General features: G+C 67.2%; 19 protein-coding genes and 1 pseudogene. 7 read left to right on the forward strand and 13 right to left on the reverse strand.

The window, feature by feature from the left end; all coding sequences use genetic code 11:
- Positions 1-21: 21 nt before the first annotated feature.
- The 4 genes from ABZ827_RS07905 to ABZ827_RS07920 all read right to left on the reverse strand — a co-directional run bounded on the left by ABZ827_RS07905 (position 22) and on the right by ABZ827_RS07920 (position 4,993).
- Positions 22-285: a hypothetical protein gene (locus ABZ827_RS07905; protein ID WP_357233958.1), complete on the reverse strand. Its 264-nt coding sequence runs from the start codon at positions 283-285 to the stop codon at positions 22-24.
- 209 nt (positions 286-494) lie between these two features.
- Complete coding sequence (locus ABZ827_RS07910) at positions 495-2,873, reverse strand: PEP/pyruvate-binding domain-containing protein (protein ID WP_357233960.1); 2,379 nt, start codon at positions 2,871-2,873, stop codon at positions 495-497.
- Positions 2,864-3,868: a TIGR03617 family F420-dependent LLM class oxidoreductase gene (locus ABZ827_RS07915; protein WP_357233963.1), complete on the reverse strand. Its 1,005-nt coding sequence runs from the start codon at positions 3,866-3,868 to the stop codon at positions 2,864-2,866. Before ABZ827_RS07915 ends, ABZ827_RS07910 begins: the two co-directional genes overlap by 10 nt.
- Positions 3,869-3,877: 9 nt before the next feature.
- Positions 3,878-4,993 (reverse strand): hypothetical protein, encoded by a 1,116-nt coding sequence (locus ABZ827_RS07920; RefSeq protein ID WP_357233966.1) that lies wholly within the window; start codon positions 4,991-4,993, stop codon positions 3,878-3,880.
- 50 nt (positions 4,994-5,043) lie between these two features.
- Here ABZ827_RS07920 and ABZ827_RS07925 point away from each other — a divergent pair, with 50 nt between their 5' ends.
- On the forward strand, positions 5,044-5,664 hold the full coding sequence (locus ABZ827_RS07925) for a TetR-like C-terminal domain-containing protein (RefSeq protein WP_357233968.1): 621 nt from the start codon (positions 5,044-5,046) through the stop codon (positions 5,662-5,664).
- Between the two features lie 236 nt (positions 5,665-5,900).
- On the opposite strand, the gene ABZ827_RS07930 is transcribed toward ABZ827_RS07925, so the two are convergent.
- Positions 5,901-6,740, reverse strand: coding sequence for an alpha/beta hydrolase (locus ABZ827_RS07930; RefSeq protein WP_357234594.1), 840 nt, complete (start codon positions 6,738-6,740; stop codon positions 5,901-5,903).
- A gap of 198 nt (positions 6,741-6,938) precedes the next feature.
- Positions 6,939-8,932, reverse strand: a pseudogene (locus ABZ827_RS07935) (heavy metal translocating P-type ATPase).
- Between the two features lie 99 nt (positions 8,933-9,031).
- On the opposite strand from ABZ827_RS07935, the gene ABZ827_RS07940 reads away from it, so the two are divergent.
- Positions 9,032-9,421 (forward strand): metalloregulator ArsR/SmtB family transcription factor, encoded by a 390-nt coding sequence (locus ABZ827_RS07940; RefSeq protein WP_357233970.1) that lies wholly within the window; start codon positions 9,032-9,034, stop codon positions 9,419-9,421.
- Positions 9,422-9,454: 33 nt separating this feature from the next.
- Here ABZ827_RS07940 and fetB read toward each other — a convergent pair whose 3' ends face one another.
- Genes fetB through ABZ827_RS07960 form a run of 4 tightly spaced genes read right to left on the reverse strand, consistent with a single transcriptional unit; the run spans position 9,455 to position 11,868 of the window.
- A complete protein-coding gene (gene fetB, locus ABZ827_RS07945; RefSeq protein ID WP_357233973.1) occupies positions 9,455-10,225 on the reverse strand; it encodes an iron export ABC transporter permease subunit FetB in 771 nt (256 codons plus the stop codon).
- 11 nt (positions 10,226-10,236) lie between these two features.
- Positions 10,237-10,965 (reverse strand): ATP-binding cassette domain-containing protein, encoded by a 729-nt coding sequence (locus ABZ827_RS07950; RefSeq protein ID WP_357233976.1) that lies wholly within the window; start codon positions 10,963-10,965, stop codon positions 10,237-10,239.
- Complete coding sequence (locus ABZ827_RS07955) at positions 10,934-11,365, reverse strand: chromate resistance protein ChrB domain-containing protein (RefSeq protein ID WP_357233979.1); 432 nt, start codon at positions 11,363-11,365, stop codon at positions 10,934-10,936. Before ABZ827_RS07955 ends, ABZ827_RS07950 begins: the two co-directional genes overlap by 32 nt.
- Positions 11,362-11,868: a Chromate resistance protein ChrB gene (locus tag ABZ827_RS07960; RefSeq protein WP_357233982.1), complete on the reverse strand. Its 507-nt coding sequence runs from the start codon at positions 11,866-11,868 to the stop codon at positions 11,362-11,364. Before ABZ827_RS07960 ends, ABZ827_RS07955 begins: the two co-directional genes overlap by 4 nt.
- A 212-nt stretch (positions 11,869-12,080) precedes the next feature.
- Here ABZ827_RS07960 and ABZ827_RS07965 point away from each other — a divergent pair, with 212 nt between their 5' ends.
- Both ABZ827_RS07965 and ABZ827_RS07970 read left to right on the forward strand, forming a co-directional pair.
- A complete protein-coding gene (locus tag ABZ827_RS07965; RefSeq protein ID WP_357233985.1) occupies positions 12,081-12,911 on the forward strand; it encodes a chromate transporter in 831 nt (276 codons plus the stop codon).
- A 161-nt stretch (positions 12,912-13,072) separates the two neighbouring features.
- Entirely contained in the window at positions 13,073-14,062 is a 990-nt protein-coding gene (locus tag ABZ827_RS07970; protein WP_357233988.1) for an LLM class flavin-dependent oxidoreductase, read from the forward strand.
- Between the two features lie 127 nt (positions 14,063-14,189).
- On the opposite strand, the gene ABZ827_RS07975 is transcribed toward ABZ827_RS07970, so the two are convergent.
- Positions 14,190-15,617, reverse strand: a complete 1,428-nt coding sequence (locus ABZ827_RS07975; protein ID WP_357233991.1) for a hypothetical protein — start codon at positions 15,615-15,617, stop codon at positions 14,190-14,192.
- 2 nt (positions 15,618-15,619) lie between these two features.
- The gene (locus tag ABZ827_RS07980; protein ID WP_357233994.1) at positions 15,620-16,303 is read right to left on the reverse strand and encodes a hypothetical protein; all 684 of its coding nucleotides are present in this window, start codon (positions 16,301-16,303) and stop codon (positions 15,620-15,622) included.
- Positions 16,304-16,394: 91 nt separating this feature from the next.
- Here ABZ827_RS07980 and ABZ827_RS07985 point away from each other — a divergent pair, with 91 nt between their 5' ends.
- Together ABZ827_RS07985 and ABZ827_RS07990 are read left to right on the forward strand one after the other, a co-directional pair.
- Positions 16,395-17,090 carry a helix-turn-helix domain-containing protein gene (locus ABZ827_RS07985; RefSeq protein WP_357233997.1) on the forward strand — a complete coding sequence of 232 codons (696 nt, stop codon included), beginning with the start codon at positions 16,395-16,397 and terminating at the stop codon, positions 17,088-17,090.
- A 7-nt stretch (positions 17,091-17,097) separates the two neighbouring features.
- Positions 17,098-17,883, forward strand: a complete 786-nt coding sequence (locus tag ABZ827_RS07990) for a GTP pyrophosphokinase family protein (RefSeq protein ID WP_357233999.1) — start codon at positions 17,098-17,100, stop codon at positions 17,881-17,883.
- 32 nt (positions 17,884-17,915) lie between these two features.
- Here ABZ827_RS07990 and ABZ827_RS07995 read toward each other — a convergent pair whose 3' ends face one another.
- Complete coding sequence (locus ABZ827_RS07995) at positions 17,916-18,452, reverse strand: TetR family transcriptional regulator (protein ID WP_357234002.1); 537 nt, start codon at positions 18,450-18,452, stop codon at positions 17,916-17,918.
- A gap of 67 nt (positions 18,453-18,519) precedes the next feature.
- On the opposite strand from ABZ827_RS07995, the gene ABZ827_RS08000 reads away from it, so the two are divergent.
- A complete protein-coding gene (locus ABZ827_RS08000) occupies positions 18,520-19,578 on the forward strand; it encodes an aldo/keto reductase (protein WP_357234005.1) in 1,059 nt (352 codons plus the stop codon).
- Positions 19,579-19,608: the final 30 nt, after the last annotated feature.

Genomic DNA, 19,608 nt, shown 5'->3' on the forward strand with positions numbered 1-19,608 from the left:
GTCGTGGCCGTGTTCAGCCCCTCAGAGGGTTTTCCTACGGGCTTCGACCGCATCCGCGGCTTCCTTCAGGCCGGCGCCGGGGTCTAGCTGGCGGAAACGCCTGACGGCCTGGACCTTCTTGTTCCGGCGTAGCAGCTCATCGATTTCGGTGAAGTCGACAGCATCGGGGTCTTCGATCTGCAGGTGCTGCAAGATCAGGTCGAGTTTTCGCCCGAGACGATCGATCTTGCGCTCCAGGCGCGAATTGTTTTCGAACACGATGACACCGTATCGATCTTCCGCCACACCCCGACCCTGCTACCCCGGGCCCGGGACTACGCGGTAATCCTTTGGACGTGACGGTCCATATCGCCAGCTCGGCCTCGCGCGAGGGTGTCCCTTCCCCCGGATGATCGCGGAAGTCGTCGTCGATGAGATGTGCCTGATACTTCACGGGATACCGGTCGGCGAACCTCAACTCGTCTGTCCGTTCCCCGAGTCGCTCGGTGCGAGAGTCAGGGCTCGCCGAGGCGGGTGACCAGGCCTCGGTCCCCGTCCACACGTACGCGGTCGCCGGTCCGGAGCACCCGGGTGGCCACCAGGGTGTTGACGACGCACGGTAGACCGTACTCGCGTGCCACCACCGCACCGTGGGATACCGAGCTGCCGATATCGGTGACAAGCGCGGCGATGACCGTGAAGTACGGGGTCCACCCCACGTCGGTGACCGGGGCGACCAGAATCTCACCGCGCCGCACGTCACGTGCCTCGACAATCGACTTCGCGACACGCACCACACCTTCCACGGTTCCCCGGCCGGCGGGCCGTCCGGGGATCTGGTCGTCGGTGATTGCGTGCTGTATCCGGGCGATGAGGGGCGCCGGCCGGCCCACCGACACGTCGTCGAACTCGAGGGAATCCTGGAACGCCAGCGCGTCTCGGCGTTTCCGGGCGCACTGCACGAGACCGGTGATGTCTTCCGTACCGACGACGCGGTGCAATTCCCCGCGGTCGAAGAAGAAGACGAGATCGGCGTCGGGCAGCCGTCCCGACCCGGCCAGCACTTCGCCCAGGTGCCGGTACCCGAGCTTGAGCGCATGGGCCATCAGAGCCATCTTCGATTTCGTCTCCTCGCGCCCCCGCGCGCCCCCCTGTGCCAGCCGGGCGAGAAACCCGACGGCCGCAGATCTGGGCGCCTCGACGTGTGCGTGCACCGGCCCACGGTCGGCCGGATCGACCGCTGAGCGCAGCATGACCTGCATCATCGTTCCCAGGCCTCCCGGGTCCTCGGCCCAGGAGGGGTCACGCATACACAGCTCGCGGTATCCACGGTGACCGTGACGGCTCAGGAAACGCCGCAACGCCCCACCACCGGCGTTGTCAGCTGCCCGCAGCTCGCTGACCGCGTGGTCCGGCTCCCGCCCCAGGAACTCCTCGGTGGCCGCCTCGTCGCCGGCGATGGTGCGCACGACCGACTGGAGCTCCTCCAGCATGAGCGCGCTCTCGACCTCGGCGGCGCCGGCCATGAGCCTGGCCGCATCGGCTCGGCCGTCTTCCTCGCTGCGTCCGTCCCTGACCGCCTGACGTACGAGAACGCTCTCCAAGATATTGGCGGCAACCGCGGCGCGTGACGACGACCGCACATGGGTCAGCGTGATATCGCAGTACTGTTCGACGCCGGATTCCAACTGGCGCAGGATGATCCGTGGGTCGTCACCGTCCGGGAGCCGGAATTCGGCGATTCGATCGCCCAAACGGCGGATCGCGGGGCCGGCGCACAGTGCGTGTGTGGTGAGCCGGACGGTGTTGACGAGCCTGCGAGCGAACGGCTTCGGTGGTTGCGCCTGCAGCTCGTCGACCACCCGGCCGCAGATCGACATCGAGAACTGCTCCAGCGAATTGCCCAGCAGGCCCGAGCTCAGCGCCGTACCTTCGGTCAGGTTCAGGAACATGTGGCCGTAGAAATAGCCGACCTGCAGCCACGGCTTCTCGTAACCGGCCTGGGCCCGCGCCACCACCTGCGTCATCTGCATCGCGTAGTCGATGGCATAGCCGGATACCGATGCGGTCAGCGGGCAGAAGGCCCCCGGCATCATCTCGCCGATATTGCAGCGCGTGTACACGTGGTCGGCGCCCGCGAGTGGCGAATCCATCTCGTCGAGAGCGCCGGGCAGGGTGGTGATCGGCCGGGCCTGCAGCCACCACAGTTTCCCGGATCGGTCGATCGCCCATTCGAGGTCCATCGGCCTGCCCCAGTGCCGGGCGGCACGCTGGGCAGCGGACCGGATATCCGTGATCTCCTCCGGTGACAAGACCGGCACCTCGCCGACCTCGTGCACAGCGGGCGTGCCGTCGGAATCCAGGACGATATGGTCAGGGGAAGCCGTACCGTCGACGAGCGCTTCACCGAGTCCGGTGACGGCGTCGATCACCATGAGGTCGCGGCGGCCGGTCGCCGGGTCCGCGGTGAACACGACGCCGGCGGCGCGGGCGTCGACCATCTGCTGAACCACTACATGCATGGTGGCGCCGCGTTGTCCGCTGTAGGACGAGGCTCGCCGGGAATGGACGGAGGCGGCGCAGGTACACACGGCCGCGGCGAAGGCGTCGGCGGAGTCGACGCCCAGCACCGTGTCGTATTGCCCGGCGAAGGACTGGTCGTCGCCGTCTTCTCCGACTGCCGAGGACCTGACGGCCACGGGGGTCGCCCCGGCGGCGGCCATCTGGGAAAACCTCTCTGCCGCAGCCTCGATGGCGTCCTGCCCGGAAACATCGGCGACGACGAATCCCACCGGCACCGCAAGTCCCAGACGGCGCAGTTGCGCGAGGCCGGCCGCTTTGCCGCCGTAGCGGTCATCGGTGACGTCGTCGAATTCGATCGTGGTCAGTGACATGCGGATCCTCCCAGCGCGTCCACGATCTCGGCGAGCGCGTCGACGGCGATGGGACCCGGCTGATACAGGCAGATCCGGTCCGATACGCCGTCCACGCGGTCCCGGATATGCGCGGCCACCTCGGCCGGGGTACCGCAGGCGGCGATGGTGTGCAGTATGTCGTCGTCGATCAGGCTCGCCATCTCCCGCCAGCGGCCCTGCTTGGACATCGCATTGAGTTCGGGCTGCAGCTCACCCCAGCCGTGAGCGTCGAGCACCGGCCGGTAGGCCGGGGTGGAGCCGTAGAACGCCAGCAGCATCCGGGTCGAGGCATGGTCGTCGTCTCGTCCGCCGGCCACCGACACGATGATCTCGGGTACCACTTCGAAGTCGTCCTCGCTGCGTCCGGCCGCGGCCAGCCCCGCGCGGACGGCCGGCATCGTCGTGCCGTGCAGGAACCGCTTCGTCCCGAACGGCATCACCAGCAGCCCGTCGGCCACCTCCGCGGTGGCTCTGGTCAGCCGGGGTCCCAGTGCGCCGAGATAGATCGGCGGCGGACCGAACGGGTTCGGCCCGGGGACGAAGGTCGGCGTCATCAGGGTGTGCCGGTAGTACTCGCCGCGGAAGTCCAGCCGTGCACCGTCGTTCCATGCCGCGAAGATCGCTCGCAGCGCCCCCACCATTTCCTTCATCCGTGCGACCGGACGGTCGAATTCGGCCCCGTAACGCTTCTCTATCTGCGCGCGCACCTGTGTGCCCAGCCCCAGGATGAAACGCCCCTCGCTGAGCAGTTGCAGATCGTTGGCCTGGTGGGCGAGCTGGATCGGGTTGCGGGGAAGTGCGATCGCGACGTTGGACATCACGTCGAGATCCTTGACTGCCGATGCCAGTACCAGCGGCGTGAAAACGTCGAACGGGCCTTCGAAGGTGAAAACGCCGGAGGCGCCGGCCTCCTGGAGCACTGTCGCGCGTTCGACCGCATCGGTGGGGCCGTACAGCGCTGTCATGATCTTCATACGTCGTGCCTATTCCGCTACGTCGGTCCAGTCGGAGAACCCCGACGGATAGTGCGGTCCGAGCACACCGTGCTCGAACAACCCCGCGCCCTCGCGGACCTGCCCGTCGGCTTCGGTACACACGGCCGCGCCGACATGGTCGATGAGACTGAACGGCGCGCGGGCCATCACCGCGGGGTCTGTCAGGTCGAAGCTGACGCGTTCGGCGAACGGCCCGTCCTTCCAGGTGCCGTGCGCCCAGGAGGAGTCGCCGCCGTAACCGGACCCGAACGCGATGGGCGCGAAGAGCTTCGATTCGATATCGAGTTCGATCCGGTCACCGGCGCGGTTCATGAACGAGACATGGGCACCATGCGGGATCCGTGTACCGGGTGTGTAGTGGATGGTGGCGCGTACTCCGTCGAGTTGTTCGACGCGGCCGTCGCGCCAGCGGCGGGTGCAGTCGTAGAGGCTGCGGTGGCCGTCGGGGTCTTCTTGCAGGATCAGGAACAGTTGAAAATCGTCGAAGGCCAGTGGCAGGTAGAGCCACCACATTCCGCGGAATGCGGCATCCGGCCGGCCCGCCGGTTCCGGCTCACCGACCGGCCGGATACCCCAGGATCGGTCGCGGCTCGCCACGCTGGTGTCGTGATCGACTGTCAAGCGGTCGCCGTCCACATCGATCCAGCCCTGCCACGTGCCGACCTGGGCGAACCGGCTGGCCTGCAGTGTCACTCGTCGTTCGGTCAGCATTTCGTGCGGCCGTTCGAGGGCGGCGGGGAACAGCCCACGCCAGGTGAGATCCGCGGAGATGCCCTCGGTCTCGGCCAAGGTGAGGTGCAACTCCTGCAACGGTTCGACGACCTCGAGACGGTAGCCGTTGACGTTCTGGTGGAGACGGTCGTCATCGAGGGCGTCGCTGAGGTGCACCGCGGTCTGGGTGTCCCCTCGACGGACGACGAAGTAGGCGTCCTTCACGCCGAGGCGCGGGTAGTAGCCGATTCCGGTCAGGGCCATGAAGCGGCCGTCCCGATCGAGCACGTTGAAGTACGAGCGATCGTAGAAATTCCGATCGGAGGTGGCGGGCCAGGTGAGGGGCGCCGGCGTCTGATGAATCGGATACTCGTCGAGTGGGCTCAGGTTCACACGCTCTCCCTCAAATATGATGCACACCGTATTGGAATTAGGGTGGGATCATGACAGCAGAAGGCCGCAAAGAAGGCAAGGGGTCTGCGCCATCCACGCCGGGGCGGCCGCGCGACGGCAGGATCGACGCCGCGATCATCGCGGCCACCCGGGAATTGATCCTGCAGACGGGCTACCCCGCGCTATCGCTGTCGGCGATCGCCGCGCGCGCCGGGACGACCACGGCCGCCATCTACCGGCGCTGGTCGGGCAAGGCACAGCTCGTCCACGAGGCCGTGTTGTCCGCCGAAACGATTCCCACCCCGGACGGTTCCGGCGATATCCGCGCGGACATCCGGGCATTGGTCGAGACGGTCCGCGCGATATTCGACAGACCGGAAGTGCGGGTGGCACTACCGGGACTGATCGCCGACACCGTCGCCGCCCCCGAAGTGCACAGCATGATGATCGACCGGCTGGCCGGCAACCTGGCCGCTTTCGAATCCCGCTACGGCCAGCAGCGCCGCGACGACGACCAGTTGCCCATGCTCGCCGAGGTCGTGGCGGGCACCGCGATCTTCCGCATCCTCATCCGTCGTGATGCCGCCCTCGACGACACCTGGGTGAACGAGATGACCGAGATGATCACCGACCGCTGGCCCCCGGAGCAGGCATCCAACGGAAGGTCCTAACTTCGCCTCGCCCTCCATCCTCGAGCGCGCGATACCCGCCGAGCTCTCCCAAGGCGAGCTCGCCCATCGGGATCGGGCTGGCCGCCGCGAGTAGCGGCTCGTCCTGCGACTGCTGCGATCACCCCCGCCGGAAAGGACCACTGCTGTCCCGGCTTCCCGAATCCGCTCGTCTCCGCTACCGCCAGGAGATTACATCGTGCGATCCGCGAGGCTCAGTCTGCCGCACTCGCGGGCGGTTACAGGGCAAGCATGGCGGCGGCGACCCGGTCGGCCGTGGTGTCGCGCAGAGCGGTCCCCATGTCATCGAGGACGACCAATCGCGCCCCGGGGATTTCGGCGGCGAGGACCTCGCCGTTGCCGACCGGGAAGAACGGATCGGCGCGACCGTGCACCACGAGTGTGGGCACGTCGAGCTCACCGAGCCGCTCCCGCCAGCGCGGGGCGCAGTCGATCCGGGAGAACACCATCCCGAGCTGGTTCGCCTGGTGCACCGCGGGATCGCTCGATTGTGTCCGGTCCCAGATCCGGGCCGCCGTCGCCCGGGCCTGTTGTGGATCGTTGCCCATCGGCCCGGCGCCTTCGGCGGCGAACGCCGCGACAGCGTCTCGGTCGGTCCAGTCCGGTTGTGGGCGGGCGAACAGCGCGCCCATGACCGCGCGGTCGTGGTCGGGCAGGTCCTCGTCGACCGGGCCCGGCGCCACCGGCCGGGTACCGACGAGGGTCAGTGCGGAGAACACATCCGGGTGGTCCAGCGCGGCGACCTGAGCGACCATCCCGCCGACGCCGATCCCACCGAGGTGGGCGGTCCCGGCACCGAGCCGCTCGACCAGCGCGGCCGCGTCGGCGGCGAGATCTCGCAGGTTATAGGCCGGGGCCTCAGGGTCGAGGGCGGTCGATGCGCCGGAGTCGCGCAGGTCGTAGCGGACCACGCGCCGGCCGCCCGACGCGAGCCGCTCGCACAACGGGTCGGGCCAGGACAACATCGTTGTGCCACCGGCCAGCAGGACCAGCGGATCGTCCGCACGGCCGAAGCTCTCGATACCGAGATCGACACCATTTGCCCGCACCGAGGTCATCCCCGATCGAAACGGCTCCGTCATGCCTGGACTCCTGTCTGTCGGCAAATCCACAGGTATCGACGACAGGATCACCCGAAAGTCATCGGTGCAGCCGAGACAGCCGGGATCGAGGCGTGTCTGGATGGCTCATCGTCCAATTCACCCCACCTACGCCTCCGCGCACCTGAGCAGGGTGAGGACTGGGCTCGAGACGGTTCAGTCGGAGGCGTGTCGCTCGCGTTTCACGCTTCGTTCGGCCTGTTTCCAGGCTCGGCCGGTGAGCAAACGCAGGCCGTTGAGGCCGACGATCACTGTGGAACCTTCGTGGCCGGCCACGCCCAGCGGCAGCGGGAGATGACCGAAGAGGTCCCAGAGCACCAGGACGGTGATGCAGGTGGCAGCGATCGCGAGGTTGGCCAGCACGATGCGGCGGGCCCGCCGGGCCAGCGCGATCACGGCGGGAATGGCGGTCAGGTCGTCGCGGACCACGACCGCGTCAGCGGTCTGCAGGGCCAGATCGGATCCGGCACCGCCCATGGCGATTCCGACATGGGCGGCAGCCAGGGCGGGCGCGTCGTTGACGCCGTCCCCGACGACGGTCATCCGCTCGCCTTCCCGCTCGAATCCACGGACGGCGGCTATCTTGCCTTCGGGCAGCAGTCCGGCACGTACGTCGGTGATCGCGACCTGTCCGGCCAGCTGGTTGCCGGTCGCCGCGTTGTCGCCGGTGAGCAGAACCGGTGCGGTGCCGGTCAATCCGGTGACCGCGGAGACGGCGGCGGCGGCCTCGGGGCGCAGTTGATCGACGAGTCCGAGAACGGCGACGGGGTTCCGTTCGCACAGGACGACCACGGCGGTGCGCCCGCGCTGTTGCAGTTCATCGACGATGGCGGCCGCCTCGGGTGTTGCCGATTCGTGGACGCCGAGCAACGCCGCGGGCGAGCCGACTTGGACGAAGTGGCCGTCGACCAGCGCCGAAACTCCTCGGCCGGGTAGCGAGCTGAATTCGTCGGCGGCGGGCAGTGACAGGTCGCGGTGGCGGGCGGCCCGCACGACGGCGGCGGCCAGTGGGTGTTCGCTGCCGTGCTCGGCCGCCCCGGCCAGCCGCAGGATCTGCTCCTCGGTGCAGGGACTTCCGGGTAACGGCCGGATGTCGGTGAGTTCGGGGACACCGCGGGTCAGCGTGCCGGTCTTGTCGAAGGCGACGTGGGTGGTGGTGCCGAGATGCTCCATCACCACGGCGGATTTGACCAGTACTCCGTGCCGGCCGGCATTGGCTATGGCCGCGAGCAGCGGCGGCATGGTGGCGAGTACGACCGCGCACGGTGAGGCGACGATCATGAAGGTCATGGCGCGCAGGAGCGCGGATTGCAGGTCGGCGCCGAACAGCAGCGGCACGATGAAGACGGCGAGAGTGACCGCGACCATGCCCACCGAGTAGCGCTGCTCGATTTTCTCGATGAACAGCTGGGTTTTCGCTTTGGTGCGGCTGGCTTCTTCGACCAGTCCGGCGATCCTGGCCACGACGGAGTCCTCGGCACGACGGTCCACCCGGATTCGCAGGGCACCGGTGCCGTTGAGGGTTCCGGCGTACACCTCGTCGCCGGTGGATTTGTCCACCGGCATCGATTCACCGGTGATGGCGGCCTCATCTACTTCGCCGGCCCCGGCGATCACTGTCCCATCGGCGGCGATCCGGTCGCCGGGGCGCACCAGGATCACCTCACCGATCGCCAGATCGGCGGCCTCGACGGTCTCCTCGCCACCGTCGCCGGTGAGCCGGGTGGCGGTGTCGGGGGCCAGATCCAGCAGTCCGCGCAGCGAATCCTCGGTCCGCGCGGTGGCCAGCGCCTCCAAGGCACCGGAGGTCGCGAAGATGACGATCAGCAGCGCACCGTCGAGAACCTGTCCGATCGCCGCGGCACCGATCGCCGCGACACCATCAGCAGATCGACATCGAGCGTTTTCTCCCGCAGCGCCCGCAGGCCGGCCGAACCCGGTTCCCAGCCACCCGTGGCGTAACAAGCGAGGTACAGCGCCCACCACAGCCATACCGGAGCGTCCAGCCACTGGGTGACCATGCCGAGCAGGAACAACACCGAAGCCGCTGCGGCCCAGCGCGCTTCGGGGAGAGCGAACAGCCGGGTGCGTCGCGGCGGCGCCGTCGGCGTGGCGACCGGTCGACTGGTTGTGACGGTGGTCGACACCACGAGAGACCTCCACAGATCAGAGCAGGAACTGGCCCACCATAACAGCACAAATGAACATGTCTTCATTCATGCACCAGACTTGGGTTAAACTCCGTAGTCATGGGACATGGGGTCGACGGCCGCGACCGGCCTGCCGCGCGACTGGACGTCGAATCCGCCGCACATGTGGCAACCACGCTGCAGGCTCTGGCCACACCGAGCCGGCTACTCATCCTCACCGAACTACGCCAGGGCCCGCGTGCCGTCTCCGAACTCGCCGAGGCGGTCGGCATGGAACAGTCGGCGGTCTCCCATCAGCTCCGGCTGCTGCGCAACCTCGGCCTGGTCACCGGCAGCCGGACAGGCCGCAGCATCATCTACAGCCTCTACGACAACCACGTCGCCCAACTGCTCGACGAAGCCGTCTACCACAGCGAACATCTGCGTCTCGGCTTGTCCGACCACGACGAAGCCGATACCGAAGCTCCCTCCGCGCAGACCCCGGCCTGACCGGAACCACGACGCGCCGGGCGATAGTCCGGGCTACGGCTCGTCCGACCCCACCGGGAGCCGGAGCCGGTGGGCGCGGGGGTCGAACAGCACGCGTTGCGCGAGGTGACCTGCGGCGGCGGCCGCAAGTGTCGCGGCCGCCAGCAGCATGTACATGACGACGATCTGGTAGCGGATGGCAGTGAGCGGGTCGACGCCGGCGATGATCAGCCCGGTCATGGCGCCCGGGAGGCTGACGAGCCCGACGACTTTCGTCGAATCGATTGCGGGCAGCAGCGCGGTCCGGGCCGCCGAGCGGCGGTTCGGCGCAAAGGCGCGGTCCACGGTCATGGCCAGCGCGAGGCGGGCCTCGATCGCCGGCCGGGCGTGGCAGATCTCCTGGGCCAGGCGCAGCAGTGTCAGGCCGGTGGCCTGCATGGCGGTGGCGACAATCATGCCCGCGACCGGGATGATCACTTCGGGCCGCACCGGCAGGATCTCGAACACGATCAAGACGGCCACAGTGGGCAGCGATCCGGCGGCAATCGAGGCAGTGGCCAGGATTCGGGCATGGGGTACGGCACGGCCGCGGCGACCGGCAACCTGCCCGGCGATCAGCAGCATCACGGCCACCCAGGCGATGACACCCGCGGTGGCGGCATGTTCGAACAACAGCAGCAGCACGACCCCGACAGCGGCCAATTGCACGGCGGCGCGGACCGCAGCCGACAGCAGATCGCGGGTCAATCCCAGCCGTTCCTTCGCCGCGACGGCTACCGCGAGGGCCACGAGCGGGACAGAGGCAGCCACCTGCAGCCATGTCATCGCCGTGGCATTCACGAGCGCGCACCGGGTTCTGCGATACGGCCGTGGTCGAGGGTGATCACCCGGTCGGCAAGGCGGCGGATCTGCGCGGGGTCGTGACCGACGAGCACCACCGTGCCGCCGGCGGCGGTGAACCCGCCCAGGGTGTATTCGATCGCCCGGGTAGCGACAGGGTCGAGGGCGGCGGTGGGCTCGTCCAGCAGCAGCACCTGCGGGCCCATCGCCAGGGCTCGGGCCAGGCATACCCGGGCAGCTTCCCCACCGGAGAGCCCGGCGGTGGGACGGTCGCAGAACACCGGCGCCAGCCCTGCCCGTTGGAGCAGCGCCGCGCCGGCCTCCCGGCTCAGAGTCGGGCACGCGCAGCACAGATCGCCGAACACGGTATCGGTCAACAGGATCGGATGCTGAGCTACCAGCTGAACACGGCGGCGCAGATCGAGCACATCGTGGTGCTCCAGTGCGTTCCCGCTGAAGGTGATGCGGCCCGCGTCGGGTTCGTCGAGGCGATTCAGCAACCGCAACAGGCTGGACTTGCCCGCTCCGCTGCGTCCGGTGATCACAGTGCAGGCCCCGGCCGGGATTTCGGCGCCGACGCTGTCGAGCACGGTGACCGAGCCCCGGCGTAGCGATACCGCGTCGAGTTCGAACACCGGCGTACGCCGTGAATTCCCGGCCGCCGGCGACGCCGCGGCCTCGGCGGTGTGGCGTTCAGGCCGGGGCGCGGCCGAGAAGGGTTTCACGGTGGTAGTACTCGTAGAGGCCGTCGAAAATCGGGCCGGCCACGGCCAGGGTGTGGATGTCATCGCCGGCCAGCGACAACCCGCGCAGCACGACGTCGAGGCCAGGCGCTTCAGGCGCGTCGAAGCGTTCGTCGTCGAGGTCGGCCTCGTGCACGATCTCGGCCAGCCGCCACAACACCGGATCGGTGAGTTCGTAACGGCGCAGGATGGTTTCGAAGCTGCAGTCCCCGCCGTGGTGACCGAGTTCCACTCCGCGCATATCGAACGGGGTCGTCTCAGCGGGGACCTCGGCCGGGCCGGCGACGAACACGAACTCGGCCTCAGTGTCGATTTCGCGGCGGATCAGCCAGGCGCAGGCAGCGCGGTCGATGTGTATACCGGCGCGGGTGGCCCATTTCATGCGGACTCCTCGGAAACGACGTTGTCGGGGTGCAATGCCTGCACTGCCCGCACCGCGACGGCGCGCTCGGCGGGCGGAAAGTAGTCGCGGCGCTGGATGCGGCGCAGTTCGCCCCGCAACCGGCGCAAGGCTCGCAACCGCTCGGGCTCGGGCAGGGCGGCGGATCGTTGCGCCTCGGCGATCACCGCGGCGTACTCAGTGGTCCGGGCATCGGCCATCGATCGGGCCAGGCGCCGCTCCTGGCCGACGGCGGCGGGCTGGGCCAGCCACACCATCGCCTCCCCTCCGGCTTCAACGATCTCCTCGGCCAGCCAGTCCAACTGCTCACGCGTGCGGGCATCGGCCGGCAACCCCACCACCCCATCACCCAAACCGGCTACGCCCAGGCGTTTGAGCTTGCGCCACACCGCGATCCGGGCCGTGGACGGCTCGCGCGGTATCCGATAGGACAGCAACACCCACTGCCCCGGCGCATCCGCGCGGGCGGGATTCGCGCTGCTCATCCGCGCACCCCCGTGTCAGCCTCCAACCTCACAACACCAGCCTAACGCAACCATGGTTGCAATGATTCTCACATTCCCAAGTCACTGTAACCATGGTTTCATGCAACCATGGTTACATCCAGCGCTGGATTCGGCCGGAAGCGGACTCCGCCATTGCCGAGCAACACCGATACAACGACAGACCTCGTCCCCCTGCGCACTGCGACCAGGGCGTGGTTCCTGATCTCGCTGCAGACCTTCGGCGGCCCGAGCCCGGCGAAAAGCAGGATGCAGCCCCGCCGCTGATCTCCGACGACGCGCTGCACCGCGAACCACCGTCCGCGCGTCGCAACCTGCTCGTACTCGGTACCGGGCTGCTCGTCTGGGCCTCACCCGTACTGGCTACCGCCGTTCTGACCGGTACCTCCAGCACCTTCACCACCCAGAGCGTGTTCTTCTCCGGCACCGCGGTGGTCACTTTCGGCGGCGCCTACGCCGTGCTGGCATTCGTCGCCCAACGCGCCGTGGAAGTCTACGGCTGGCTCACACCCACCGATATGGTCCGCGGACTCGCTCTCGCCGAAACGACTCCCGGGCCCCTCATCATGGTCGTGCAGTTCGTCGCGTTCCTCGGCGCATACAACAATCCTGGCAGCCTGAACCCTTGGGCCGCAGGCATTCTCGGCTCCCTACTCACCACCTGGGTCACCTTCGTACCCTGCTTCCTGTTCATCCTGCTCGGCGCCCCCTACGTCGAACGCCTCCGCCACAACCACAGCCTCTCGGCAGCCCTGACCGGGATCACCGCAGCCGTCGTCGGCGTTATCGCCGGCCTCGGCCTCTACTTCACACTCCACACGCTCTTCGCCACCACGCGCACGCTGACCACCGGCCCCCTGAACATGCAGGTTCCCGACCTCGGCAGCATCCATCCCATCGCGATGTCCATCACTACGCTCGCCGCCCTGCTCACCTTCAAGCTCGGCTGGTCCGTACCCCGTGTACTCACCATCAGCGCCGCCCTCGGGCTCCTCGCCGGACTCGTCGGCCTACCCCTGGCCTGAAGTGCTTCGAAAGGCCGCTGAGAAATTCGAGCGCCATCGCGCAACAGAACACCGGCAGGACCGGCTGGAAACTCGGTTCACAACGATCAAGGAATAGACGCTGGGGTTCCGATGGTTGACACGCCAGTATCTATCGTCGTCAACGTGAGGAAGCCGCGACCTTGTCCGTGCCACTGAGCATTCTCGATCTGGTCTCCATCCCCCAAGGCTCAACGGCCCGCGACGGTATCGCCGCCTCGATGGACGCCGCCCGTGAAGCGGACCGGCTCGGCTATCACCGGCTCTGGTTCGCCGAGCATCACAACACTGCCAACCTCGCCGCCAGCGCCACATCGCTGCTGATCGCTCAGGCCGCCTCGGTGACCGAACGGATCCGCGTGGGATCCGGCGGTGTGATGCTCCCCAACCACGCGCCACTCATGGTTGCCGAGCAGTACGGGACCCTCGCCACCATGTACGGCGACCGGATCGATCTCGGCCTGGGCCGTGCCCCGGGCACGGATATGATGACCGCGCGTGCCCTGAGCCGGTCATCCGGCGATCCGCAGGCTTTTGCGGAGAACATCTTCGATCTACAGGGCTGGTTCGGCGCAGACGGAACGGCCCGGAGCGCCCCGATCGTTTCGGCTGTCTCCGCGGGAACCGAGGTCCCCATCTGGGTCCTGGGTTCCACGGTCAACGGAGCCTCCATCGCAGGCCAGCTCGGGTTACCGTTCGCCCTCGCCTCGCATTTTGCGCCCGATCAGCTGGACGAGGCCGTCAAGGTTTACCGGGACACGTTTTCCGATTCCGCTCCCACCGCGCAGATCGCGCAGCCGTACTTGATGGCGGGCATCAACGTCATGGTGGCACCGACCGACGAGGAGGCCGAGCGGGAGTTCACCACGCTGGAGCAGATGTTCCTCGATATCCGGAGCGGCCGGCGGCGGAAGCTCCAGCCGCCCGTCGACCCCGGCCGGCTTGCCGCGCAGAGCGGTCGTGATCACGCGATGTTGCGCATCAAGGCAGTCGGCGCGCCGCAGACGGTCGTTCGGGAGCTCGAGGAATTCGTAGAACGCACAGGTGCCGACGAGCTCATCACCGTCACCTACGCCTATGACCCCGCAGTGCGGCAGCGCTCCCTGAATCTGCTTGCTGACAGCTGGTTCTGAGCCGCCAGGTGGCGGCTCCGCGGGACCCGATGTCCGCAGACAGGTGCCGGCTTGCGAGTAGACAGAACAGAGGCGATCAGGCGTGCCCGGCCGTAACCGGAGGGCGCAGAAACCGGCCGGCTTGTGCTCATACCGGTTGGATGTGGATTTCGGTTCGCCCGTGCAGGCGGACCGGGAGCCGGGTGCTGCCGTCCCCTTCGGCGGTGATGTGGTCGAGGGTGCCGGTCACCCGGTAGGTGGCACCCGGGGTGAGTCGTCCGATTCCGAGAACGGTGGTCACCGGATGGCCGGACCCGGGGTAGAGCACAAGGTCGAGACCACGCCCGTCGGTGACCGCACGTGCCACCTGCACGTCGGGATAGGCGGCCTCGGCCAGAATGGGGCCGGTAATCCATTCGGCAGGTACATTTCCGTCGATCAGGCCGGCGGTGACGCCGGCACCGCCGAAGCGTCCCATCGCGGCCAGGACGTTACCGAGCGTGGACAGACCGCTGTGGCGGGCCGCGCCACCGGCGCGAGCGAGCGGAAACCGGCATCCGAGAAGTTCTTGCAGCGCGCCGGCGAGGTCTTCGTCGCCGAGTTCGCGGGCGGCTTTGGCCAGAATCGCATAGGTGGGGCCGCCGCCGTTGGCGAGGCTGTAGTTGCCGGGGTCGATCCGTTTCTCGGGGGCGCCGGTGATCGTGACTTCGGTGCCGGACAGGGCGATGAACCGCTCGCGCAGCATGTCCCAGGTGTGGGTGGCGATATCGGGCATGGGTGAGTGCAGCCAGTAGGCCATCCAGGCATCGTTGGTAAGGATCGGGGGCAGGAACGGGATCCGGCCGGCGCGGGTTCTGCCGCTGTAGAAGCGGCCGTCGGGGCGGCGCCAGCGATCGCGGTCGTAGCTTTCGCGGACGCGGTCCACAAGGTCGCCGGTGAGGGTGCTCCCGTGGAGCCGGTCATGCATCCGCAAGGTGTTGAGCGCGTAAGTGTTGCACACCGGATACACCAGGTGCGGCTCGCACGGGTACTGCGGACTGTTCGGGCGTTCGAGCATATTGCGCTGGATCGCTTCGGCGAGACTACCGAAATCGTAGAGATAGCTTCGTCGTTCGTTCCAGCGCAGCGTCAGTGATCCGGGTTGGTCGAATGTGGGGTCGGTGTTCAGGGTTTCGTAGAGTCCGATCATGACGCCGAGATAGGCGGAGTACATGACGTTGTGGTGGGCGATGGGGTCGCGGTTCCACCGGCCGTAACCGATGAGCTCCTGTTTCCACCAGTACTTCCAGACACGTTTGTCGCACATCTTGGTGATCGCATTGCGCTGCGCCTCGGCCAGGTATCCGGTGAAGGCCGGGGTGCGGGTGCGCTGGGCCAGCGTCAGTGCCCAGCACAGTCCGTTGAGCTGGTAGCGCAGGGCGCTGAGCAGCATTTGCTCGGCGTGGGTGAAGCCGTCGAAACGGTCCAGCGGTTGCAGAGCCAGATCGAGCAGGTAGCGAAGGATTTCCAGATCTTCGGGACTGGATTCGGTCACCGAGGGCGCCGAACCGGTGCGGGAGAGGGGGCTGGTGGTCATGATCAGCCTTTCGAGAAAGCAGGAATCGGAGCGACCGGCGAGCCGGCGGACGGATGTTTCTCGGCGAATCGCGGCAACACCGGCAGCGCGCTCCATCCGAGTACCACGAACACCGGGCCGATTCCGTGGAAGCCCCAGTCCCACATCGTCGTCGAATGATGCGCAGGCATCGTGGAGTGCGTATGGGCGTGGGCGTGATCGGCCGGAACGTCGGCCGAGCCGGGATCCAGGTGGAACAGCCCCAGCACATGCATATCGACGATGCCGAGTACGAACCACACCAACCCGATCCCCACCAGCGCGCACCCGAGATGTTCACGCAACGAGCTCGAAGGCTCCGCAACCCCGCCGGCAGCAATGCGAAGCAGGCAAAATATCGCGAGAGCGAAACCCGCCGAGGTGAGCGTATGTGCCGTCCACCCCGACGTACCGGTACTGCTGTCAACCCATCCCAGGGCGAGCAACACCGCGATCCCGGCCAGGTAGGTCACGATTCCTGCCGCTACCCAGAGCAGCATCCGCGGCCGCCGAGAGATCCGGACCGTCACAGGCGCCGACGGCGCCGGTATGGTTTGCCCCGGTGCGGGGCGGCGGGCCGGGGGCGCGAACAACTGAACCGGCCCGGCACCGCGCCGGGTGAACCAGACCCGGATCCGGTAGCCCAACGCCATCAGCGTCCCGGCCACAACACAGCAGAGCAACGTCGCACCACCTTCATTATCGACAACATGCGTTGTCTACAACGAGTGTTGTCACAGTAGGGGTACGATCGAACCGGTGTCAACAGGTCGAGAAACGACAGCGCCCGAACAGGCACGCACCACCACCGGCCGCGTATGGAACGGCCGAACCCGCGATGAGCGGCGCAGCGACCGGCACGAACGACTACTCGAAGCCGGTATCGAGATCATGGGCACCCGAGGAACGCGGGAAGTGACGGTGCGCTCCGTCTGCCGCGCCACCCGGATCAGTGAACGACACTTCTACGAACTCTTCGACACCAAGGAAGACTTCGTCGCCGCCGTCTACGACCGGGTCATCGGCGACGGGATCGCGCTGCTCACCAACGCGGCAGCAACCCCGGTTGCCGACCGCGGCCAGGCGCTACGCGATCTGCTGGGGTCCTGGATCGACTTCATCACCGAAGACCCGCGCCGCGGCCGGATCATCGCCGTCGAGGCTGCAACCAATCCCGAACTGGCCCAGCGCGGCCGTCAGGTCGCGGTCGGGCTGATCCAGATCTACCTCGACTACACCTCACCGGACCCTGCCGCCGAGGCTGATCCCATCGATGCCGAGATAAGCGCCACGGTGCTGTTCACCGGCATATGGGGCCTGCTACTGACATGGCAGGACGACGCCCTCGGCAACCACCTCACTCGCGACGAGCTCATCGACCGCCTTGCCGGGCTGATCGAACGCGCGGAACCACCACGACGAATCCGATCCGACACCGGGGGAAAGCGCCGGTGAAGGCACAATGGGCGCAATGAAGCCCTGGAATCCGGACACCACGGCCGTCGATGGTTTCTCCGGCGAGCCGGGGCGAATCGATGTCGAGCATGTCCGTGCGCTGCGCGAACAGTTCGTCGACTTCATGCTCGGCTACAAATTCGCGATCGACGAGATCACCACGAAGATCAATATCCTGCGCGAGGACTTCAACAGCACCCATGAGTACAACCCCATCGAGCATGTGGGATCGCGGCTGAAATCGCCGGAAAGCGTGCTGGAAAAGGTGCAGCGCAAGAACTACCCGATGAACCTGGCGGCGATCCGGGAGAATGTGCTCGATATCGCCGGAGTCCGGGTGGTCTGCAGCTTCATCTCCGATATCGCCGCGATCCGGGACATGCTGGCCGGCCAGGAAGACATCACCGTCCTGGAGGAGCGCGACTACATCACCCACCGCAAACCGAACGGCTACCAGAGCCTGCACCTGATCGTGTCGATCCCGGTGTTCCGCTCCGCACGCACCGAACGGATACCGGTCGAGATCCAGATCCGCACCATAGCGATGGACTTCTGGGCCAGCCTGGAACACAAGATCTACTACAAGTATCGAGGCGAAGTTCCCCCCAACCTCCGCAGCGACCTGGCCCAAGCCGCCGAAGTCGCCACCCAACTCGACGAGAAGATGGAAGCGCTACACCGCCAGGTGGACCGCACCGCACAGGTCCGCAGCAGCCCTGCCGATTCCCTCGACCTCAGCGCCCTCTACGACAACCTCGCGGCAGACCGTTCTGCACACCCTGGACCTAGCTGAACAGCTGATCTAGGCCCGGTGGCCCGGGTCGGCTACGACGTGGTCATCGCGACGAGGGCTGCAGTGAAGGGGGCGGGGTCCAGATCGCCCCGTACGGCGAGCTGCTGACTGTAGGCGTGGCAGAGTGCGACGAAGGCCTCGGAGATGCGGGCCGCGTGTGCCGGCGGGTGGTCCGGCAGAAGTGCGCAGACCGCCGTGCGCATCTCTTCGAGCTGCCCGTCGACGAGCGTGGCGAGGCTCGGGGTGATGGCGGCCTCGGCGAAGATCTGCGCGACCAACCGGGCGTGGCCCTTCTCGCGCGCCAGTGTCCGGATGTGCTGCAGGAAGGCGTCGATGGCCTCGAAGGTCAGCTCCGCCGGAAAGTCCTGGCTCGACTGGTCGCAGATCGCCGCGACGATCTCGTCCTTGCTCGTGAAGTACCGGTAGATCGCGCCGTTCGACAGCCCGGAGGCTTGGACGAGGTCGGTCATGGACGTACGCGCGAAGCCGTGGCTGGCGAAACGAGCGTAGGCCGCGTCGATGATCTGCTGTCGACGGGCGTCGCGGTGGGCTTGGCTTACCTTGGGCATAAAGAGAGTGACCGATCGTTTTTTTATGCTAACGTCGCCGACAGTACCCCACAGCAAGGAGATACCCGTGCGTTACCAGGCCTTCGGACGGCACAGTGGCCTGCGGGTCTCGGAATACGTATTGGGCACAGCCAATTTCGGTACAGCTCCCGCTTCGGCGGGGGCGGCCGGATCGAGATCGATATTCGAGTCGTTCGCCGCCGCCGGCGGGACCACCATCGATACCTCGAACATCTACCAGAACGGCGAGGCCGAAACCGTCCTCGGCGACCTGCTCGGACGTGAGCGCGACGACTACGTGGTGATCACCAAATACACCGGGAGCAGGAGCTCGCACATCCGGCCGGGCACCACCGGCAACAGCCGCAAGATCATGATCCGGTCCCTGGAGGATAGCCTGCGGCGATTGAAGACCGACTACGTCGACGTATTCATGCCGCACCTCCCCGACGGTGTCACACCCATGCCCGAGATCCTGGCCGGTCTGGAGGACCTGATTCGAGCGGGCAAGATCCGATACGGTGGCCTGTCGAACTTCCCGGCCTGGCGGGTCGCGGGCGCGGTAGCCGGTGCGGCGCAGACGGGGCGTACGCCGCTGATCGGAATCCAGACCGAATACAGCCTGGCCGAACGCTCCGCCGAACGGGAACTCCTCCCCATGAGCCAGGCGTACGGGCTGGGTGTTGTGCTCTACTCCCCGCTGGCCGGCGGCCTGCTGACCGGCAAGTACCGCCGCGGTGAGACAGGCCGTCTCAGCGGCCGGACCAACACCGATGGCGCCGGGAACAACGAGGCAGCGCAGCGTAGTTCGGTACTCGACGCAGTGCTCACCGTGGCCGAGGAGATCGGCACCGGCCCGGTCCAGGTCGCACTGGCCTGGCTGCGCGAACGCGCCGCACGAGCCGGTACCTCGATGATCCCCATCGTGGGCCCCCGCACCCCGGCCCAGCTCGACGGCTACCTCGACGCTCTGGATTTCGAACTCGGCCCACACCACTACCGAACACTGGACGAGGCGAGCGCGATCCGGCTCGGGGCGCCTTACGACGATGTCGCCGCGGCGCTCGTTCATGGTGTCGACGGGGACCGGAGTCTCCTCGCCGACCCGCTCGTGCCGGTGCTCTGAAGTCGGTACCGGCTTTCTCCGGTCAAGCCG

This window comes from Nocardia sp. NPDC019395, from assembly GCF_040632335.1.
Taxonomy (GTDB): Bacteria; Actinomycetota; Actinomycetes; order Mycobacteriales; family Mycobacteriaceae; genus Nocardia.

What these genes read in the sequence shown, in the direction of transcription:
- ABZ827_RS07960 (WP_357233982.1), bottom strand. Translation starts at nt 11,868, where the DNA reads ATGAGCAGCGCGAATCCCGCCCGCGCGGATGCGCCGGGGCAGTGGGTG.
- ABZ827_RS07925 (WP_357233968.1), top strand. Translation starts at nt 5,044, where the DNA reads ATGACAGCAGAAGGCCGCAAAGAAGGCAAGGGGTCTGCGCCATCCACG.
- ABZ827_RS07995 (WP_357234002.1), bottom strand. Translation starts at nt 18,452, where the DNA reads ATGCCCAAGGTAAGCCAAGCCCACCGCGACGCCCGTCGACAGCAGATC.
- ABZ827_RS07915 (WP_357233963.1), bottom strand. Translation starts at nt 3,868, where the DNA reads ATGAAGATCATGACAGCGCTGTACGGCCCCACCGATGCGGTCGAACGC.
- ABZ827_RS07930 (WP_357234594.1), bottom strand. Translation starts at nt 6,740, where the DNA reads ATGACCTCGGTGCGGGCAAATGGTGTCGATCTCGGTATCGAGAGCTTC.
- ABZ827_RS07910 (WP_357233960.1), bottom strand. Translation starts at nt 2,873, where the DNA reads ATGTCACTGACCACGATCGAATTCGACGACGTCACCGATGACCGCTAC.
- fetB (WP_357233973.1), bottom strand. Translation starts at nt 10,225, where the DNA reads ATGACATGGCTGCAGGTGGCTGCCTCTGTCCCGCTCGTGGCCCTCGCG.
- ABZ827_RS07940 (WP_357233970.1), top strand. Translation starts at nt 9,032, where the DNA reads ATGGGACATGGGGTCGACGGCCGCGACCGGCCTGCCGCGCGACTGGAC.
- ABZ827_RS07990 (WP_357233999.1), top strand. Translation starts at nt 17,098, where the DNA reads ATGGGCGCAATGAAGCCCTGGAATCCGGACACCACGGCCGTCGATGGT.
- ABZ827_RS07975 (WP_357233991.1), bottom strand. Translation starts at nt 15,617, where the DNA reads ATGACCACCAGCCCCCTCTCCCGCACCGGTTCGGCGCCCTCGGTGACC.
- ABZ827_RS07955 (WP_357233979.1), bottom strand. Translation starts at nt 11,365, where the DNA reads ATGAAATGGGCCACCCGCGCCGGTATACACATCGACCGCGCTGCCTGC.